This window comes from Stenotrophomonas mexicanensis (assembly GCF_032911605.1).
Classification (GTDB): Bacteria; Pseudomonadota; Gammaproteobacteria; order Xanthomonadales; family Xanthomonadaceae; genus Stenotrophomonas; species Stenotrophomonas maltophilia_A.
Genome location: NZ_JAWJTG010000005.1, coordinates 19,928 through 35,898, shown reverse-complemented (window position 1 = coordinate 35,898; position 15,971 = coordinate 19,928). Strand labels below are relative to the sequence as shown.

The following is a 15,971-nucleotide window of genomic DNA, read 5'->3' as shown; positions in this document are numbered from 1 at the left end:
CTGGGGATGAAGAGGGCGATCACGGCGCCCGCGCACAGACCCATACCCGCACCTCGTCCGCTCCCACCCACCGCAGCGTCTCCGCCACCTCCATCACCGTGCTGCCGGTGGTCATCACATCGTCCACCACTGTCAGTCGCGGCGGCACCGGACCACGTACATCGAACGCATCGAACAGGTTTTCCCTGCGCTGTTCGGCCGTACGCTCAGACTGCGGCGCGGTATGCCGCCGTCGGTACAGCCCCTGCCAGACCGGCATCGGCAGCAGGCGGCACAGTTCTGCCGCCTGGTTGTAGCCGCGCTGGCGCAGGCGGCGCCGGTGCAGCGGTACCGGCACCAGCGGTAGGCATGACCACGGCGGCGGTGCGCGCTGCATCAACTGCGCCAGCAGGCGACCGGCCGCCAGATCCTGATGGAACTTGTAGCGCACCAGCAGCTGGTCGACCGGCGGCAGGTACAACAAGCTGGCATGGGTAGCGGCCTGCGGTGGCGCTTCCTCGCGGCAGCTGCCGCAGACGATCAGGGCGTTGTCCGGCAACGGCAATGCGCAGCGCAGGCAGGCGCGGCCGGCCCAGGGCAGTCCGTCCAGGCAGGCATCACAGAGATCGAGTGCATCGTGACCTGGGTCACCGCAGACCAGGCAACGAAGCGGTAGCAGCACGCGAAGTGCGGCCTGCACGTGGCGGACTGGGTTGAAGAAGGCAGACATGCACTTCAGCATGTCGCCGCCCTCAGCGGGTTGCTATCGGGGGTGCCCTCAACGACCCGTAGGCATTTTCATCGCCCGCCTCCTGCCCCGATCACTTCACCGCGTTGGTGCAGGCTTCGCGTCCACCCGGGTGCGATACACCATGTACGGCGTCTGCCGGTGATCCACGCCACCATTGAATCCGGCCTGCCGATGCAGCTGGTTGGCGGTGAAGTACAGATAGCCATCGGGGCCCATCGACAAGGTATCGGGCCACAGGATGCGTGGATCGTGCACCACGGTCGTCCAGCGCCCTTGCGCATCACGGGCATGGATGGCGTTGTGCTCGTAGTCGCTGGCATACAACCGGCCGTTGGCGTCCATCTCCATGCCATCGGACGCGCCCTTGTCGCCTAGGTCGACCACGGCTGCCGCCAGCGCCGCTTCACTTACGTTGGGATCGCGCAGCAAGGCGGTCGGCACGCTGTACAGATGCCGGCTGGACAGCGGGGTGTAGAACAGCGTGCTGCCATCGGGCGACAACGCAATGCCATCGGCAGCCACGGTAAACGGCTGCGTCGTTCCATCGGCGTTACGCAGCCGCATCTGCTGTCCTTCCACGATCGGTATGAATGCCGGATCGGCCGATGTGGACACATGACCGATCAGGCGCTTGGACGCGGCGCCGGAAGCGAGGTCAATCACGATGATGCCGCCGATGCCGCTCAGCGACGAGTCGGTCACGTAGGCGACGCCCTCGCGGCCGACACGGAAATCGAAGCGCACATCGTTGACGTAGGTGCGCGCGTCGATGACGTTGGCCGGGAACACCAGCGTTCTGGCCACGGTATTGGTGGCCAGATCGATCGCCACCAGCTTGGCGCCGCCGGCCTGTGGTGCAGAGAACCCGGGCGCGGCGGTGTCCAGCACCCACAACCGACCCTGGCCATCGGCCACCACACTCTGCACGCTGATGAAGTGGGCCGCCGGATCGGGACCGTCCTTGCGGTTGATGCGCGCATCCGGATAGGGCACGGCGCGGCCTTCGCGCCATTCGGCCACGCTGTAAGGCACCTCATCCCCCCAGCGCGGAAAGTTGACAAAGATCCTCCCGGTCTCGGACACCGCCACGCTGGTGGGCATGGCGCCCTCGAAACGCGCCACCGGCTCGATGATGCCGATGCTGCGTTCGCTGGGCAGCACAGGCGTGCCTGCCAGCGCCAGCGCGGGGGAACTGGCCAGGGCCAGCACGGCAGCCGCCACGCGGCGGATACGGCAGTTGATCATGGTTGCTCTCGATTCAGGTCCGGGTGCAGCCCCGGCGTGGGTGCATCTTCAGCAGCGCACCTGGCATCGGGTAGACGGTGCAACGGGAAATCAGCTTCACTGCGAAAGTGAAGATTGCGGCCTGATTGATCCTGTCGATCAAGGTAATCAGCGATGCCTATCAGCTGACTCTGCTTGCGGCACCATCAACAACTCCGCCAGCCCGCGATAGATCGGCACCCGGCACACCAGCCCGGACACGCCACGTGCGACCAGCACCGTGGCCAGGATCGGCAGCAGCAGATCGCCGCTGTCGGTCAGCTCCAGCGAGATCACCGCCGAGGTCAGCGGTGCCTGGGTGACGCCGGTCAGATAGGCACACATGCCCAGCAGCACGAACGCACGCGGATCCACACCCGGCATCAGCACCGCCAGGTTGTGGCCGAGGCCGGCACCGACCGCCAGCGCCGGCGAGAACAGGCCGCCGGGGATGCCCGCCACATAGGACGCCAGATTCGCCAGCAGCTTCATCAGACCGAATTCATGGCCGACCATCGCCTGCCCCTGCACCAGGCTGCGCGCCTGCTCGTAGCCGGTGCCGAACGCGCCTTCGCCGAAGACCAGGGCGAGCAGTACCACCACCAGGCCGCAGCCTGCGGCCAACAGAACCGGATGCCGCTGCCGCAGTTGCCCGAGCCAACGCGGGCGGCCCGCCGCACTCGCCAGCACCGCACGCGCGAACAGGCCTCCCAGCAACCCGGCCACCACGCCACACAGCAGGATCGCCAGCCAACCCTGGCCCAGCGGCAGCCGCGCGCTTACATGGCCAAAGTAGGTGTAGTTGCCCAGCAGTCCGAGCGATACCACGCCGCCGACGATCACAGCGGTCAGCAAGGTGCCTGAGAAACGATGTTCGAAGCGGCCGCTAAGCTCCTCGATGGCGAAAACGATACCGGCCAACGGCGTGTTGAACGCCGCCGCGATACCCGCTGCACCACCGGCCAGCAGGAAGTGCGAGAGCTCGCGCGGATCCTTGAAGCCGAACCAGCGGCCGAACAGATACATCAGGCTCGCGCCCACATGCACGGTGGGCCCCTCGCGCCCGACCGAGGCGCCACCGAGCAGCGACAACGAGGTCAGCAGCAACTTGCCGGCCGACACCGCAGGCGAAAGGTTGGTTTTCCGGAACGACTCATCTGGCTTGTCCAACGCAGCGATGACCTGCGGAATGCCGCTGCCGCGGGTGGGTTTCAGCACGCCCGCGGTCAGCCAGGCCAACAGCGCGAAGATGCCGGGCGTAAGCAGCAGGGCCCACCACGGCGAGTGCGCGGTGATGCGCTGGAACAGATGGAAGGCCGCGTCGCTGGCCTTGGCGAACAGGATGGCCACCAGTGCCACGGCCACGGCGCCGCCCCAGAGCGCGGCGCGGCGACGCCAGGCCTCGCTGAGAACCAGCGCGGTGATGCGGCCGCGGAGGCGATGGAGATCGGTCATGCAGGGCAGTCTGGACGCTGCGGAGGAAGGCGGACAGCGGCTACTGTGGCCGAAGGCCTTGCAGGATGTGGTGAATACGCTCACGCGCCGGGAACCGCATGCTTTGGCAGCAATGGCACGCCGTCCCACATGCGTGAAGGCCGGCCGATTCCTACCGGGTTCGTCCACCGCGCCTCGTGGAGGTAGCATTGCAGCCGCTGCCCTCTGGGGAGGGGTGCAGCTCCGCCGGCAACGAAAGGCCGCCACCGCTCGTCATCGCGGTAGCGCTTGCCAGCACCTGCGTGCCGACATCTGCGTGAATTGCTTCGTTCTCGACATCCTCAATGACAATGGAGTGTGAGATGAACGCCTACGACCCGCTGGATCACATCATCCATCTTCGTGATGGCACGTTGCAGGAATCAGACCTTCGCCGGATTGTCGGTCGCGCGCTGCAGGCCAGGTCACCTTCCGGAATCGTCATCCATGTACATGGCGGCCGCGTTTCGCAGAAGCGTGGACGGCGCATCGCAGAAACCCTGCATGACCCCTATGTGCGGGCACAGGCCTACCCCTTGTTCTTCGTCTGGGAAACGGGTGACATCGAAGCTCCGTTGAACAACCTGGGCGAGATCCTGGGTGCAGTACTCGCCAAACTGCTCTTCAGGAAAGTCCAGAACAAGATCCTGGAAAAGCTCGGCGGTGAACAGGCGTTCACGCCCGGCATGAAGATCCTCAACGCCGCGCCACCCGACGAGGATAACCTTTCGGCAGATCTCGCACAGGAGTTCGCTGAAGATCCCGAGGTGAACCAGGCCATTGCCGAGGCTCGTGAGGATTACAGGGAGGCGACGCTGGCGCCCGCCAACAAGATGCTGGCACACGAACCGCCAGTCGAACACGCGGCCATCGTCAACGAGCGCACGGCCAGGGAACTGTTTGGCACTCCGTCACCCAACAAGGCCATGGCATTGAACTGGATCGCGCTGGCCATCAAGGTGGCCAGACTGGTGATACGCGTATGGCAACGCCAGCACAATGGCCGGGGGCGTCCAGGTGCCGTCTCCGCCGTGATCGTGGAAGAAGTACTGCGAGAGTTCTATCTCGATGACGTGGGGCGCATCGGCTGGTGGAATCCCATGAAGAAGGATGCACAGGATTCATTCGACGGCCCGGCATCGGGTGGCGTCAGATTCCTGCGCGAGCTGCACAGGCAGTTGCAGTCCGAAGCCTCTGTTCCCCGCATCACGCTCGTCGGCCACAGCGCCGGCAGCATCTTCCTGTGCGAGCTGTTGGACCAGGCGGCGCAGATCCTTCCGGATCTGAAGTTCGACCTTATTCTCGAAGCGCCTGCGGTGACGTGTCGTCGGTTCGCGCGTGCCATCTCGAAGCACGAGGACCGAATCGGGAGGTTCCGGCAATTGGCGATGAAGGATGCCGACGAAGCCAACGAGCGTTCACTGTTCTTTCCCGGTTCGCTGCTCTACATCGTGTCCAACATCTTCGAAGATGCCGCCGATGAGCCTCTGCTCGGCATGGAACGCTTCTTCACCCGGGAGAGCGTCTATAGCAACTCTGCGGCGTGGGCAGACATCTCGGCCTGCCAGGCGTTCTTCGCCCGGAAAGGAGAAAGCGCGGTGAGCTGGTGGACCCTTGATGACCTCAATGCCGACCAGCGCGAAGGTTGGGGCCACGGCTACTTCGATGACGGTCCCTTCATCCTCGGCAAGGTGACCGCGTTGATCAGCGAAACACCGCACACGCCTTGATGCCGATCACTTTTCGCGCTCGACGACAGAAGCAGCGCTCCGGGCGGGATCGCCCGGAGTGCAAACACTGTAAACCATGTGAACATGAATATTGTTGACAGCCTGCGCACGCCCACCCACACTGCCGCCCTCGCTCCACTCGTACCCAAGGTCCCGCCATGGCTGCTGCCATCCGCCACGACTGGCAACACGACGAACTGCAGGCGCTGTTCGATCTGCCGTTCCCCGAGCTGCTGTTCCGCGCCGCAGCGGTCCATCGCGAGCATTTCGACCCAGCGCAGGTGCAGGTCTCCACGCTGCTGTCGGTGAAGACCGGCGGCTGCCCGGAAGACTGCGCGTACTGCCCGCAGGCGCAGCGCTACAACACCGGCGTGAACGCGCAGAAGCTGATGGAGACCGATGCGGTGCTGGCCAAGGCACGCCAGGCCAAGGCCGCCGGTGCCTCGCGCTTCTGCATGGGCGCCGCTTGGCGTTCACCGAAGGACCGCGACATCCCGAAGGTGGCGGCGATGATCGCCGGGGTGAAGGCACTGGGCCTGGAGACCTGCGCCACGCTGGGCATGCTCAGTGGCGAACAGGCACGTGCGCTGAAGGACGCCGGCCTGGACTACTACAACCACAACCTCGACACCGCGCCGGACTACTACGATTCGATCATCCACACGCGCCAGTACCAGGACCGCCTGGATACGCTGGAGCACGTGCGCGATGCCGGTCTGAAGACCTGCTGCGGCGGCATTGTCGGCATGGGCGAGACGCGCGCGCAGCGTGTCGGCCTGCTGCTGGCACTGGCCACGTTGCCGTCGCATCCCGATTCGGTGCCGATCAACAAGCTGGTGCAGGTGGCCGGCACGCCGCTGCATGGCAGTGCCGAGCTGGACCCGTTCGAGTTCGTGCGCATGATCGCGGTGGCTCGCATCGCCATGCCGCGCTCGATGGTGCGGCTGTCGGCCGGGCGCGAGGCGATGAACGATGAGCTGCAGGCGCTGTGCTTCCTGGCCGGTGCCAATTCGATCTTCTATGGCGACAAGCTGCTGACCACCGGCAACCCGGAAAGCGAGCGTGACCTGGCGCTGTTCGCGCGGCTGGGACTGCAGCCGATGGCGGTGCAGGTGGATGCCGAGGGCCACGACCACGGCGGCACCGTGCACGCCGATATCAGTGCCGATACGCCCGGCTGTGGCTGCGCTCACGCGGCCTGAGACGGGCCGCAAGCAGGCGTCGCGGCAACGCGCTACCCTAGCCGCCCCGTCGTCGCATTCAGCCACCATGGCCCGCCCCGACCTGACCGCCCGCCTCCACGCCCAACGCGCCCTGCGCGATGCCCAAGGCCGTCGCCGCACGCGGCGCACGGTCAGCCGTCGTGATGGCGTACGCCTGGAAGTGGACGGCCAGTGGCTGACCGGCTTCTGCAGCAACGACTACCTGGGCCTGGCCCAGCAGTTCAGCGTGGTCAACGCGCTGCAGGATGCTGCCGCGCGCGAAGGCGCCGGCGCCGGCGCCTCGCACCTGGTCTGCGGCCACCACGCCCTGCACGAGGCACTTGAACGCGAAGTGGCCGAGTGGCTGGGCTATCCGCGTGCGCTGCTGTTCGGCAGTGGCTTCGCCGCCAACCTGGCGGTGCAGCAGGCATTGCTGAGCGAAGAGAACGATGTCTGCGTACAGGACAAGCTCAACCACGCCAGCCTGCTCGATGCGACGCGGTTGGCCGGTGCACGCCTGCGCCGCTATCCGCATCTGGATGCGGAAGGCGCGATGCGTCAACTCAAGCACGCGCCCGATGGCGCGGCGATGCTGGCCACCGATGGTGTCTTCAGCATGGATGGCGACATCGCACCGCTGCGCGCTTTGTCGCTTGTGGCACGCCTGCAGCAGGCGCTGTTCTACGTCGATGACGCGCACGGCGTGGGCGTGGTCGGTGATGGCCGTGGTGCCGTGGCCGCCGCCGGGCTGGGTGTGGACGACGTACCGCTGCAACTGGTCACGCTGGGCAAGGCACTGGGCGGTTCCGGTGCACTGGTGCTGGGCCGTGACGACCTGATCGAGCATCTGGCCGAAACCGCGCGCCCGTACATCTACACCACCGCCGTGCCACCGGCGATGGCCGCTGCGGCGCTTGAAGCAGTGCGCCTGGCGCGCCGCGACCACTGGCGCCGCACCAAACTGACCGACCTGATCGCGCTGTTCCGCAGTGAAGCGCGTCGCCACGGCCTGGACCTGATGGCTTCGGAAACGCCGATCCAGCCGCTGCTATGTGGTGATGACCATACCGCCGTGGCGATGTCCACGGCGCTGGAGCAGGCCGGCTGGCTGGTCGGCGCGATCCGCCCACCGACGGTGCCGGAAGGCAAGGCACGCCTGCGCGTCACCCTGTCCGCGCTGCATACGCCGGAACAGGTGCGTGGCCTGGTGGAGGCCATCGCCAGCGCGCGCGATCGCGTGACCCTGGCCGTGCGTGAAGCCGCGCCACCGCCGCTGCCCGCTTTTGCCTGAGTTCCGTGTCGTTGCCCATGCATATTGAAGTGACCGGCCGTGGGCCGGACCTGGTTCTGATCCACGGCTGGGCCCTGCAGGGCGGTGTGTTCGCACCACTGGTGCAGCGCCTGGCGGACCAGTTCACCCTGCACCTGGTAGACCTGCCCGGCCATGGCCACAGCCGCGAGGACACCACGCCGCTGCGCCTGCCGTTCGTGGTCAATGCCATTGCTGCGGCCACGCCGCCGGCGGTGTGGTGCGGCTGGTCGCTGGGCGGCCTGTTCGCGCTGCATGCTGCCGCGACGCTGCCAAAGGTGCGCGGGCTGGCGATGATCGCGGCCACGCCGCGCTTCGTGCGTGGCGAAGACTGGCCGGACGCGGTGGAACCGGCCGTGTTCGAGCAGTTCGGGCGCGAGCTGGCGACCGACTTCGGCGGCACGCTGGAACGCTTCCTGGCGCTGGACGTGATGGGCTCGGCGCACGCCCGCGAGGAGCTGCGCACGCTGCGCCAGCGCCTGGTCGAGCGCGGTGCACCCACCGAACGCGCGCTGCTGGAGGGCCTGCGCCTGCTGGAAAGCACCGATCTGCGCGGCGCGCTGCCGACGCTGGGCAGGCCCAGCCTGTGGATCGCCGGCCAACGCGACCGGCTGGTATCTCCGGCGGCGATGCAGGCCGCCGCGGCACTGGCCCCGGGCGGGCAGGCGCTGACCATCGCCCACGGCGGCCATGCGCCCTTCCTCGGCCATGCCGACGAGGTCGCCGCCGCCCTGCAACACTTCGTTGCCGGCCTGTCACCGGCCGATGGCGGACAATGAGCGCCTTCCTCATTCCGCGGGATTGACGCATGGATCTGGGTATCAATGGCCGCTGGGCACTGGTCTGCGGCGCAAGCAAGGGGCTGGGCCTGGGCTGCGCGCGTGCGCTGGTGCGTGAAGGCGTCAACGTGGTGATCGTGGCCCGCGGTGAAGCCGCCCTGCAGGCCGCCGCTGAAGAGCTGCGCGCGCTGGCCGGTGCCGCCGAGGTGCGCGCGATCGCCGCCGACGTCACCACCGAAGCCGGCCGCGTCGCGGCGCTGGCCGCATGCCCGCAGGTGGACATCCTGGTCAACAACGCCGGTGGCCCGCCGCCCGGTGATTTCCGCAATTTCGAGCGTCGCGACTGGATTGCCGCGCTGGACGCCAACATGCTGGCGCCGATCGCGCTGATCCGCGCCACCGTCGACGCGATGATCGAGCGCGGCTTCGGCCGTATCGTCAACATCACCTCGTCGGCGGTGAAAGCCCCGATCGATATCCTGGCGCTGTCCAACGGCGCGCGCAGTGGCCTGACCGGTTTCGTCGCCGGCCTGTCGCGCCGCACCGTGGCCCACAACGTCACCATCAACAACCTGCTGCCCGGCCAGTTCGACACCGACCGCCTGCGCGCCAACTTCGCCCACAGTGCGGGCAAGGACGGCGACGCCGACGAAGTGGCCGAACGCCGCCGCCAGCAGATCCCCGCCGGCCGCTTCGGCACACCCGACGAATTCGGCGCCGCCTGCGCCTTCCTGTGCAGTGCACAGGCCGGTTACCTCACCGGGCAGAACCTGCTGATCGACGGCGGCGCCTACCCTGGTACGTTCTAAGAGACTTTCGCAATGCCGTCCCACTTCGATGCCCGCCACGTCCGCCGCGCGTTCGCCCGTGCCGCCAACAGCTACGACGCCGCCGCCGCCCTGCAGCGCGAAGTGCAGTCGCGGCTGATCGAATCGCTGGACTACCTGGAGGCACGCAAGCCCGAGGTGGTGCTGGACATTGGTGCCGGCACCGGCCATGCCAGCGCGTTGATGAAGAAGCGCTGGCCGAAGGCGCAGGTGATCGCGCTGGACGTGGCGCTGCCGATGCTGGACCAGGCCAAGCGCCAGGCCGGCTGGTGGAAGCCGTTCCAGCGCCTGTGCGGTGATGCCGCCGCGCTGCCGCTGGCCGACAACAGCGTGGACGTGATCTTCAGCAACCTGTGCCTGCAGTGGGTGGACGACCTGCCGGCGGTGTTTGCCGGGTTCCGCCGTGTGCTCAAGCCAGGTGGCCTGCTGGTGTGTTCCACCTTCGGCCCGGAAACCCTGATTGAACTCAACGAGGCATTCGCCGCCGCCGATGACCGCCCGCACGTGAGCCGCTTCGCGCAGATCGCCCAGTTCGGCGATGCGCTGATGATGGCCGGCTTCCGCGACCCGGTGCTGGACCGCGACCTGTTCACCCTGACCTACGACGACCTGCCGTCACTGATGCGCGAACTGCGTGCGATGGGCGCGACCAATGCACGGGTGGACCGACGCCACACGCTGACCGGGCGTGGCCGTTTCGCCGCTGCGGCAGCGGCGTATGAACCGATGCGCCGTGCCGACGGCAAGCTGCCCAGCAGCTGGGAAGTGATCTATGCGCACGCCTGGGCACCGGACCCGGGCGCACCGATCCGCGAAGGCGGGCATGACGTGGCCTCGGTGCCGGTGTCGGCAATTCCGATCCGGCGCAAGCAGACCTGATCGTCCGGTAGTGCCGGCCGCTGGCCGGCAACTTCATGATTCCATGCTGGGCATCTGCCGGCCAGCGGCCGGCACTACCGCATTCCACTCCGCACGCGAATCGCTCTGGTAGGTGCCAACCTTGGTTGGCACGCCCCATCAGATCGCGGTGCCGCCAGCAGTGTGCCGACCAAGGTCGGCACCTACCAAAGGCGGGTATGGGCCGGCACGTGAACCGGGTAGCGCCGGGCCATGCCCGGCGAGCGCAGCGGCACCCTCAGGTATTGGCCGGCGAACTCAGCGGCGGGCGCACCAGGTCGCGGTGGAAGAAATAGATTTCCTGCACCAGGAAGCGCCAGCTGGTGTGGAAGCTGCGGAAGCGCGTGCTGGGCGTAGACGAGGCCAGCGCATCGATGCCCAGCGCCTTGCTCAGGCGCAGCGCGCGCGCCATGTGCAGCGGATCGCTGACGATGATCACCCGGTGCAGGTCGCGCTGGTCCATCAGCCGCTTGGCTTCAACCAGGTTCTGCACGGTATTGCGCGAGGCGGTTTCGATCAGGATCGCATCGTCCGGCACGCCATGTTTCAGCGCATAACGCCGCGCCACCTGCGATTCGGAAAAACGCGCACCGGTGCCACCGTAGCCGCCGGTGAAGATCAGCAGCGGCGCGTACTGGGCCTCGTACAGGTCCAGCCCATGCCGGATACGCTCTTCGAACACCGGTGACGGTTTGGCGTCATAGGCGGCCGCACCCAGCACGATGATGGCGTCGGCCTTGGCGGCCTGGTCACGCTCGCCGACCCAGACGATCCAGGCAGTCACGCCCAGCAGCCAGATCACCAGCAGGACAAACAGCCGCCACAGCCAGCCCAGCAGGCCGGTGCGAGGCCGCTGCCGGTCGCGGCTCACGGCGCGCCCCAGCGCAGCGCTGGCAGGTCGACGTTGCCGCCGGACAGCACCAGGCCCACGCGCAGTCCGGCGAAACGTTGCGGCTGCGCCAGCACCGCAGCCAGCACGGTGGCCGAGGACGGCTCGACCACCTGCTTGAGCACCTCCCACAGCAGGCGCATCGCGGCCATCGTCGCCGCGTCATCGACCACGATCACCTCGGCACCGGCCGCGCGCAGCAATTCGAAATTGGGCGCGCCGATCAGGGTACGCAGGCCATCGCAGATCGTGTCCGGGGTGAACGCGTCCTGGCGCTCGCCAGCGACCAGCGAGCGCGCGGTATCGTCGGCACCGGCCGGCTCGGCCAGCACCAGACGGGTCTGCGGGCTGGCGTGCTGCAGCGCCAGCGCAGTGCCGCTGGCGAGGCCGCCGCCGCCCACCGGTACCACCAGCACGTCGAACGGGCCGTCGCTGTGCAGCAGTTCCAGGGCGGCGGTGCCCTGCCCGGCCATCACCGCCGGATTCGTATAGGGATGCACCAGGGTCGCACCGGTGTCGGCCTGCACCTTGGCGCAGGTGGCCTCACGGTCGGCAATGGTCGGCGGGCAGTGCCAGAGCGTGGCGCCATGGCGCGCAATATTGGCCAGCTTGGCCGCCACCGCACCTTCCGGCACCACCACGTGACAGGGAATGCCTCGGGTACGTGCGGCCAGCGCCAGGGCGGCGCCGTGATTGCCGGAGGAGTGGGTGACCACGCCGGCACTGGCGGAATCGGACTCCAGCGACCACACCGCGTTGCAGGCACCGCGGAACTTGAACGCACCACCACGCTGCAGGTGCTCGGCCTTGAACGCCAGCTGTGCCCCGGCGAGCGCATCGAGCGTGTGCGAGCGCAGCACCGGGGTCACGCTGGCATGCGGGGCGATCCTCGCGGCAGCAAGCAGGACGTCGTCGGCGCGGGGCAACAGTGAATCGCTCATGACGCAAGATTAACGTATGCCCCCGCGCTGGCGACCGGGACACAGGTCATGCCAGCATGCAGCCCTACGCCTCCATTCATCCTGGCCGGCGGAATTAAGGGCCGATTCAACGCTGGCGCCCGAAGCTGACTGCACACCCGTCCTCTGGGGGGACCCACCATGAAAATGCGCCTGATGCTTGCCGGTGGCCTGTTGCTGGCCCTGACCGGCTGCACCACCTACGACTATGTCGGCGGCGGCCGCAGCGGCAGCTACTACCACGGTGCGCCGTCGGTGGAATACCGCTACCCGGCCGGCTATCCCTACAACTACGGCCCCTACTACGGTGGCTATGGCGGCTACTACGGCGGCTACGGCAACCCGTATTACTCGCGCCCGATCTACCGCCCGCCGCACAACCACCGCCCGCCGCCGCGTCCGGGCAATGGCGGCGAGCACCGTCCGCCGCCGCCGTCGCGACCGTCGTACAACGGGGGTTCGCCGTGGCGGAACATGGACTCCATGCGCCGCCCGCCGCAATCGAACGCCCAGCCGTCGGCGCCCCCGCCGCAGGCCCGTCCGGCACCGGCACCGAGTGCGCCGAGGATGAACGGTTCCCCCTGGCGCAACATGGATCGTGCGACGCAGCGCACAGTTGAGCGCTGAACCGTCTTGCATTTCACACGGTCTAAGCCGCAATCTACGCGGACAGTGACGGCCCGCGTCACAAAGTGACAAAAACGACACGGGCCGCCGCAAAAAGCTCTACGTCGATATCCGACAGGAACATCTGGATCCCCCCTGTTCCGGCCCTGTCGGATGTCGGCACCTCTGAAGACAAACGGCCCCGCAATGCGGGGCCGTTTGTTTTGTTGGGTCGCCAACCGGCGCGGGCCCCAGCGTCAATAGATCCACGCCATGCGTGGATGGCGCCTTCCCGACAGCCGCAAAAAAACAGGGCCGGACAGTCCCCCGACTGCCGGCCCTCTGCTCCCCCACCGTGCGCCTGTACCGGCCCCTGTTCCAATTCCGGTCACGGGCGCCTACGGCGCCAGCCACGGTGGGTGCTATTGGGTTATCTGCAAAAATCCTGCCAACTTTAGGGCTGATTTCGACGCCGGCCGGCCGGCACCGACGTCCCGGCCCCGAATGGCGCTAAAATCGCCACCCCGGCGCCGCCCCCGGTCCGCGCCCGCCCCCAGCTGAACAGCCCCCCATGAACCCGTCCTTCCATCGTTACGACGTCATCGTCATCGGCGGTGGCCACGCCGGCACCGAAGCCGCGCTGGCCGCGGCCCGCACCGGCGTGCGCACCCTGCTGCTGACCCACAACATCGAAACGGTGGGCGCGATGAGCTGCAACCCGGCCATCGGTGGCATCGGCAAGGGCCACCTGGTCAAGGAAATCGACGCCCTGGGTGGTGCGATGGCGCATGCCGCCGACCGCGCCGGCATCCAGTGGCGCACGCTCAACGCCTCCAAGGGTCCGGCCGTGCGTGCCACCCGCTGCCAGGCCGACCGCAACCTGTACCGCATGGCGATCCGCGCCATCGTCGAAGGCCAGGCCAATCTGACCGTGTTCCAGGCCGCCGTCGATGACCTGGTCATTGAAGGCGACGCCGTGCGCGGGGTCATCACCCAGACCGGCCTGCGTTTCGACGCCGAAGCGGTGGTGCTGACCGCCGGCACCTTCCTGGCCGGCAAGATCCATGTCGGCCCGACCCAGTACGCCGCCGGCCGCATGGGCGACCCGCCGGCCACCACACTGGCCGCGCGGCTGCGCGAGCGCCCGTTCCAGGTGGACCGCCTGAAGACCGGCACGCCGCCGCGCATCGATGGCCGCTCGCTGGACTACAGCGTGATGGACGAGCAGCCCGGCGATTCGCCGCGGCCGGTGATGTCCTTCCTCGGCTCGGTGGACGAGCATCCGCAGCAGGTCAGCTGCTGGATCACCCACACCACCGAACAGACCCACCAGATCATCCGCGACGCGCTGCACCGTTCGCCGCTGTACAGCGGCCAGATCGAAGGCATCGGCCCGCGCTACTGCCCGTCCATCGAGGACAAGGTGGTGCGCTTCGCCGAGAAGGCCAGCCACCAGATCTTCGTCGAACCCGAAGGCCTGGGCATCGTCGAGATCTATCCCAACGGCATCTCCACCTCGCTGCCGTTCGACGTGCAGCTGGAGATGGTGCGCAGCATCCGTGGCTTCGAGAACGCACACATCACCCGCCCCGGCTACGCGATCGAGTACGACTTCTTCGACCCGCGCGGGCTGAAGGCCTCGCTGGAGACCAAGCTGGTCAACGGCCTGTTCTTCGCCGGCCAGATCAACGGCACCACCGGCTATGAAGAAGCCGCCGCGCAGGGCCTGCTGGCCGGCCTCAACGCTGCGCGCCAGGTGCGCGGGCTGGACGGCTGGTGCCCGCGTCGCGACGAGGCCTACCTGGGCGTGCTGGTGGATGACCTGATCACCCACGGCACCAACGAGCCGTACCGCATGTTCACCAGCCGCGCCGAGTACCGCCTGCAGCTGCGCGAGGACAATGCCGACCAGCGCCTGACCCCGACCGGCCGCGAAATGGGCCTGGTGGATGATCGCCGCTGGAGCGCGTTCGAGACCAAGCAGGCCGCCGTCGCTGCCGAGCGCGCACGCCTGGGTGCGCTGTGGGCAACCCCGGCCAATGCACTGGGCCGCGAAGTGAACGAGACGCTGGGCGTGGCGGTCAGTCGCGAGACCAACGTGCTGGACCTGATCAAGCGCCCCGAGCTGGATTACGCCAAGCTGATGCAGGTGCCCTCGCTGGGCCCGGCGGTGGCCGATGGCAAGGTTGCCGAGCAGGTGGAGATCGGCGTGAAGTACGCCGGCTACCTGGACCGCCAGCGCGAGGAGATCGAGCGCCAGCAGCGGCACGAAGCCACGCCGATCGCTGAAGCCTTCGATTACGCGACGGTGCGCGGGCTGTCGGCCGAAGCGCTGCAGAAGCTGGAGCGCGTACGCCCGCAGACCATCGGCCAGGCACAGCGCATTCCGGGCATGACCCCGGCAGCGATCTCGCTGCTGCTGGTGCACCTGGAGCGCGCACGTCGGGGACGCGTGGCATAACACGAGCGCGGTAGATGCCATCTACGCATGGCGTGGATCTACTGCAATGCTGCGCGCGATCCGCTGTTCCGCATACAGCATCGGCTACAGCTACGAACCGTAGCGGGTAGTGCCGGCCGCTGGCCGGCAATCGCAGAACTCCAGACACGCCCATGAGGTTGCCGGCCAGCGGCCGGCATTACCCTGCGGTGCGCGCGCGGCGTGCAGACCACGCAGGTATCATCGTCGTGAACGCCCTGATTTCCGGAGACTTCGATGAACCCGCTGCGCCCCTTCCGCGACAAGATGCCCGTCCTCGGCGAACGCGTGTACATCGATCCGGCCTGCACCATCATCGGCGACGTGGAGCTGGCCGATGACGTGTCGGTGTGGCCGGGCACGGTCATCCGCGGCGACGTCAACCATGTGCGTATCGGTGCACGCACCAACGTGCAGGACGGCACCATCATCCACGTCAGCCACCACAGCCCGTACAACAAGGCCGGCTACCCGACCCTGATCGGCGAAGGCGTGACCGTCGGCCACGGCTGCATCATCCATGCCTGCACGATCGGCGATTACAGCCTGATCGGCATGGGCGCCTGCATCCTCGATGGCGCCCGCGTGGAGCGCCATGGCTTCGTCGGCGCCGGTGCGGTGATCGGCCCCGGCAAGGTGGTGGGCGAAGGCGAGCTGTGGGTCGGCAACCCTGCACGACCGGCACGCACGCTCAGTGACAAGGAGATCGAGGCGCTGCATTACTCGGCCGACCACTACGTGCGGCTGAAGGACGAATACCGGGGCTGAGCCCCCGACGCTGCCATGCGGCTCTGCTAAAGTCTTGGCCCGACCAGGACCTGTCGAGAC

14 protein-coding genes are annotated in these 15,971 nt (G+C 67.6%); 9 read left to right on the top strand and 5 right to left on the bottom strand.

Annotated elements, in window-relative coordinates:
• Positions 1-19 precede the first annotated feature (19 nt).
• From R1L06_RS04025 to R1L06_RS04015, 3 genes are all read right to left on the bottom strand, one after another.
• Positions 20-709 (bottom strand): ComF family protein, encoded by a 690-nt coding sequence (locus tag R1L06_RS04025; protein WP_317216967.1) that lies wholly within the window; start codon positions 707-709, stop codon positions 20-22.
• Between the two features lie 96 nt (positions 710-805).
• Positions 806-1,975 carry an L-dopachrome tautomerase-related protein gene (locus R1L06_RS04020; RefSeq protein ID WP_317216966.1) on the bottom strand — a complete coding sequence of 390 codons (1,170 nt, stop codon included), beginning with the start codon at positions 1,973-1,975 and terminating at the stop codon, positions 806-808.
• 147 nt (positions 1,976-2,122) lie between these two features.
• Positions 2,123-3,448, bottom strand: a complete 1,326-nt coding sequence (locus R1L06_RS04015) for a chloride channel protein (protein WP_317216965.1) — start codon at positions 3,446-3,448, stop codon at positions 2,123-2,125.
• 341 nt (positions 3,449-3,789) lie between these two features.
• Here R1L06_RS04015 and R1L06_RS04010 point away from each other — a divergent pair, with 341 nt between their 5' ends.
• The 6 genes from R1L06_RS04010 (at position 3,790) to bioC (ending at position 10,192) form a co-directional block, all read left to right on the top strand.
• On the top strand, positions 3,790-5,196 hold the full coding sequence (locus R1L06_RS04010; RefSeq protein WP_317216964.1) for a hypothetical protein: 1,407 nt from the start codon (positions 3,790-3,792) through the stop codon (positions 5,194-5,196).
• Between the two features lie 158 nt (positions 5,197-5,354).
• Entirely contained in the window at positions 5,355-6,398 is a 1,044-nt protein-coding gene (gene bioB, locus R1L06_RS04005) for a biotin synthase BioB (RefSeq protein ID WP_317216963.1), read from the top strand.
• 67 nt (positions 6,399-6,465) lie between these two features.
• Positions 6,466-7,689 (top strand): 8-amino-7-oxononanoate synthase, encoded by a 1,224-nt coding sequence (gene bioF, locus R1L06_RS04000; RefSeq protein WP_317216962.1) that lies wholly within the window; start codon positions 6,466-6,468, stop codon positions 7,687-7,689.
• 17 nt (positions 7,690-7,706) lie between these two features.
• Positions 7,707-8,486 carry a pimeloyl-ACP methyl ester esterase BioH gene (gene bioH / locus R1L06_RS03995; protein WP_317216961.1) on the top strand — a complete coding sequence of 260 codons (780 nt, stop codon included), beginning with the start codon at positions 7,707-7,709 and terminating at the stop codon, positions 8,484-8,486.
• 29 nt (positions 8,487-8,515) lie between these two features.
• A complete protein-coding gene (locus R1L06_RS03990; RefSeq protein ID WP_317216960.1) occupies positions 8,516-9,295 on the top strand; it encodes an SDR family oxidoreductase in 780 nt (259 codons plus the stop codon).
• Positions 9,296-9,307: 12 nt separating this feature from the next.
• Positions 9,308-10,192: a malonyl-ACP O-methyltransferase BioC gene (gene bioC, locus R1L06_RS03985; protein WP_049400863.1), complete on the top strand. Its 885-nt coding sequence runs from the start codon at positions 9,308-9,310 to the stop codon at positions 10,190-10,192.
• Positions 10,193-10,448: 256 nt separating this feature from the next.
• Here the strand turns inward: bioC and R1L06_RS03980 are convergent, their stop codons facing one another.
• Together R1L06_RS03980 and R1L06_RS03975 are read right to left on the bottom strand one after the other, a co-directional pair.
• Complete coding sequence (locus tag R1L06_RS03980; protein WP_032127185.1) at positions 10,449-11,093, bottom strand: YdcF family protein; 645 nt, start codon at positions 11,091-11,093, stop codon at positions 10,449-10,451.
• Positions 11,078-12,040, bottom strand: coding sequence for a pyridoxal-phosphate dependent enzyme (locus tag R1L06_RS03975; RefSeq protein ID WP_317216959.1), 963 nt, complete (start codon positions 12,038-12,040; stop codon positions 11,078-11,080). The genes R1L06_RS03980 and R1L06_RS03975 overlap by 16 nt, the downstream gene beginning before the upstream one ends.
• A 159-nt stretch (positions 12,041-12,199) precedes the next feature.
• Here R1L06_RS03975 and R1L06_RS03970 point away from each other — a divergent pair, with 159 nt between their 5' ends.
• The 3 genes from R1L06_RS03970 (at position 12,200) to R1L06_RS03960 (ending at position 15,911) form a co-directional block, all read left to right on the top strand.
• On the top strand, positions 12,200-12,685 hold the full coding sequence (locus tag R1L06_RS03970; protein WP_019337023.1) for a hypothetical protein: 486 nt from the start codon (positions 12,200-12,202) through the stop codon (positions 12,683-12,685).
• A 550-nt stretch (positions 12,686-13,235) separates the two neighbouring features.
• Positions 13,236-15,125: a tRNA uridine-5-carboxymethylaminomethyl(34) synthesis enzyme MnmG gene (gene mnmG, locus R1L06_RS03965; protein ID WP_049400865.1), complete on the top strand. Its 1,890-nt coding sequence runs from the start codon at positions 13,236-13,238 to the stop codon at positions 15,123-15,125.
• Positions 15,126-15,380: 255 nt separating this feature from the next.
• Positions 15,381-15,911, top strand: a complete 531-nt coding sequence (locus R1L06_RS03960; RefSeq protein WP_032129113.1) for a gamma carbonic anhydrase family protein — start codon at positions 15,381-15,383, stop codon at positions 15,909-15,911.
• The last annotated feature ends 60 nt before the right edge of the window (positions 15,912-15,971 follow it).

Coding starts and splice junctions, on each gene's coding strand:
- R1L06_RS04025 (WP_317216967.1), bottom strand. CDS start 709: ATGTCTGCCTTCTTCAACCCAGTCCGCCACGTGCAGGCCGCACTTCGC.
- R1L06_RS04020 (WP_317216966.1), bottom strand. CDS start 1,975: ATGATCAACTGCCGTATCCGCCGCGTGGCGGCTGCCGTGCTGGCCCTG.
- R1L06_RS04015 (WP_317216965.1), bottom strand. CDS start 3,448: ATGACCGATCTCCATCGCCTCCGCGGCCGCATCACCGCGCTGGTTCTC.
- R1L06_RS04010 (WP_317216964.1), top strand. CDS start 3,790: ATGAACGCCTACGACCCGCTGGATCACATCATCCATCTTCGTGATGGC.
- bioB (WP_317216963.1), top strand. CDS start 5,355: ATGGCTGCTGCCATCCGCCACGACTGGCAACACGACGAACTGCAGGCG.
- bioF (WP_317216962.1), top strand. CDS start 6,466: ATGGCCCGCCCCGACCTGACCGCCCGCCTCCACGCCCAACGCGCCCTG.
- bioH (WP_317216961.1), top strand. CDS start 7,707: ATGCATATTGAAGTGACCGGCCGTGGGCCGGACCTGGTTCTGATCCAC.
- R1L06_RS03990 (WP_317216960.1), top strand. CDS start 8,516: ATGGATCTGGGTATCAATGGCCGCTGGGCACTGGTCTGCGGCGCAAGC.
- bioC (WP_049400863.1), top strand. CDS start 9,308: ATGCCGTCCCACTTCGATGCCCGCCACGTCCGCCGCGCGTTCGCCCGT.
- R1L06_RS03975 (WP_317216959.1), bottom strand. CDS start 12,040: ATGAGCGATTCACTGTTGCCCCGCGCCGACGACGTCCTGCTTGCTGCC.
- R1L06_RS03970 (WP_019337023.1), top strand. CDS start 12,200: ATGAAAATGCGCCTGATGCTTGCCGGTGGCCTGTTGCTGGCCCTGACC.
- mnmG (WP_049400865.1), top strand. CDS start 13,236: ATGAACCCGTCCTTCCATCGTTACGACGTCATCGTCATCGGCGGTGGC.
- R1L06_RS03960 (WP_032129113.1), top strand. CDS start 15,381: ATGAACCCGCTGCGCCCCTTCCGCGACAAGATGCCCGTCCTCGGCGAA.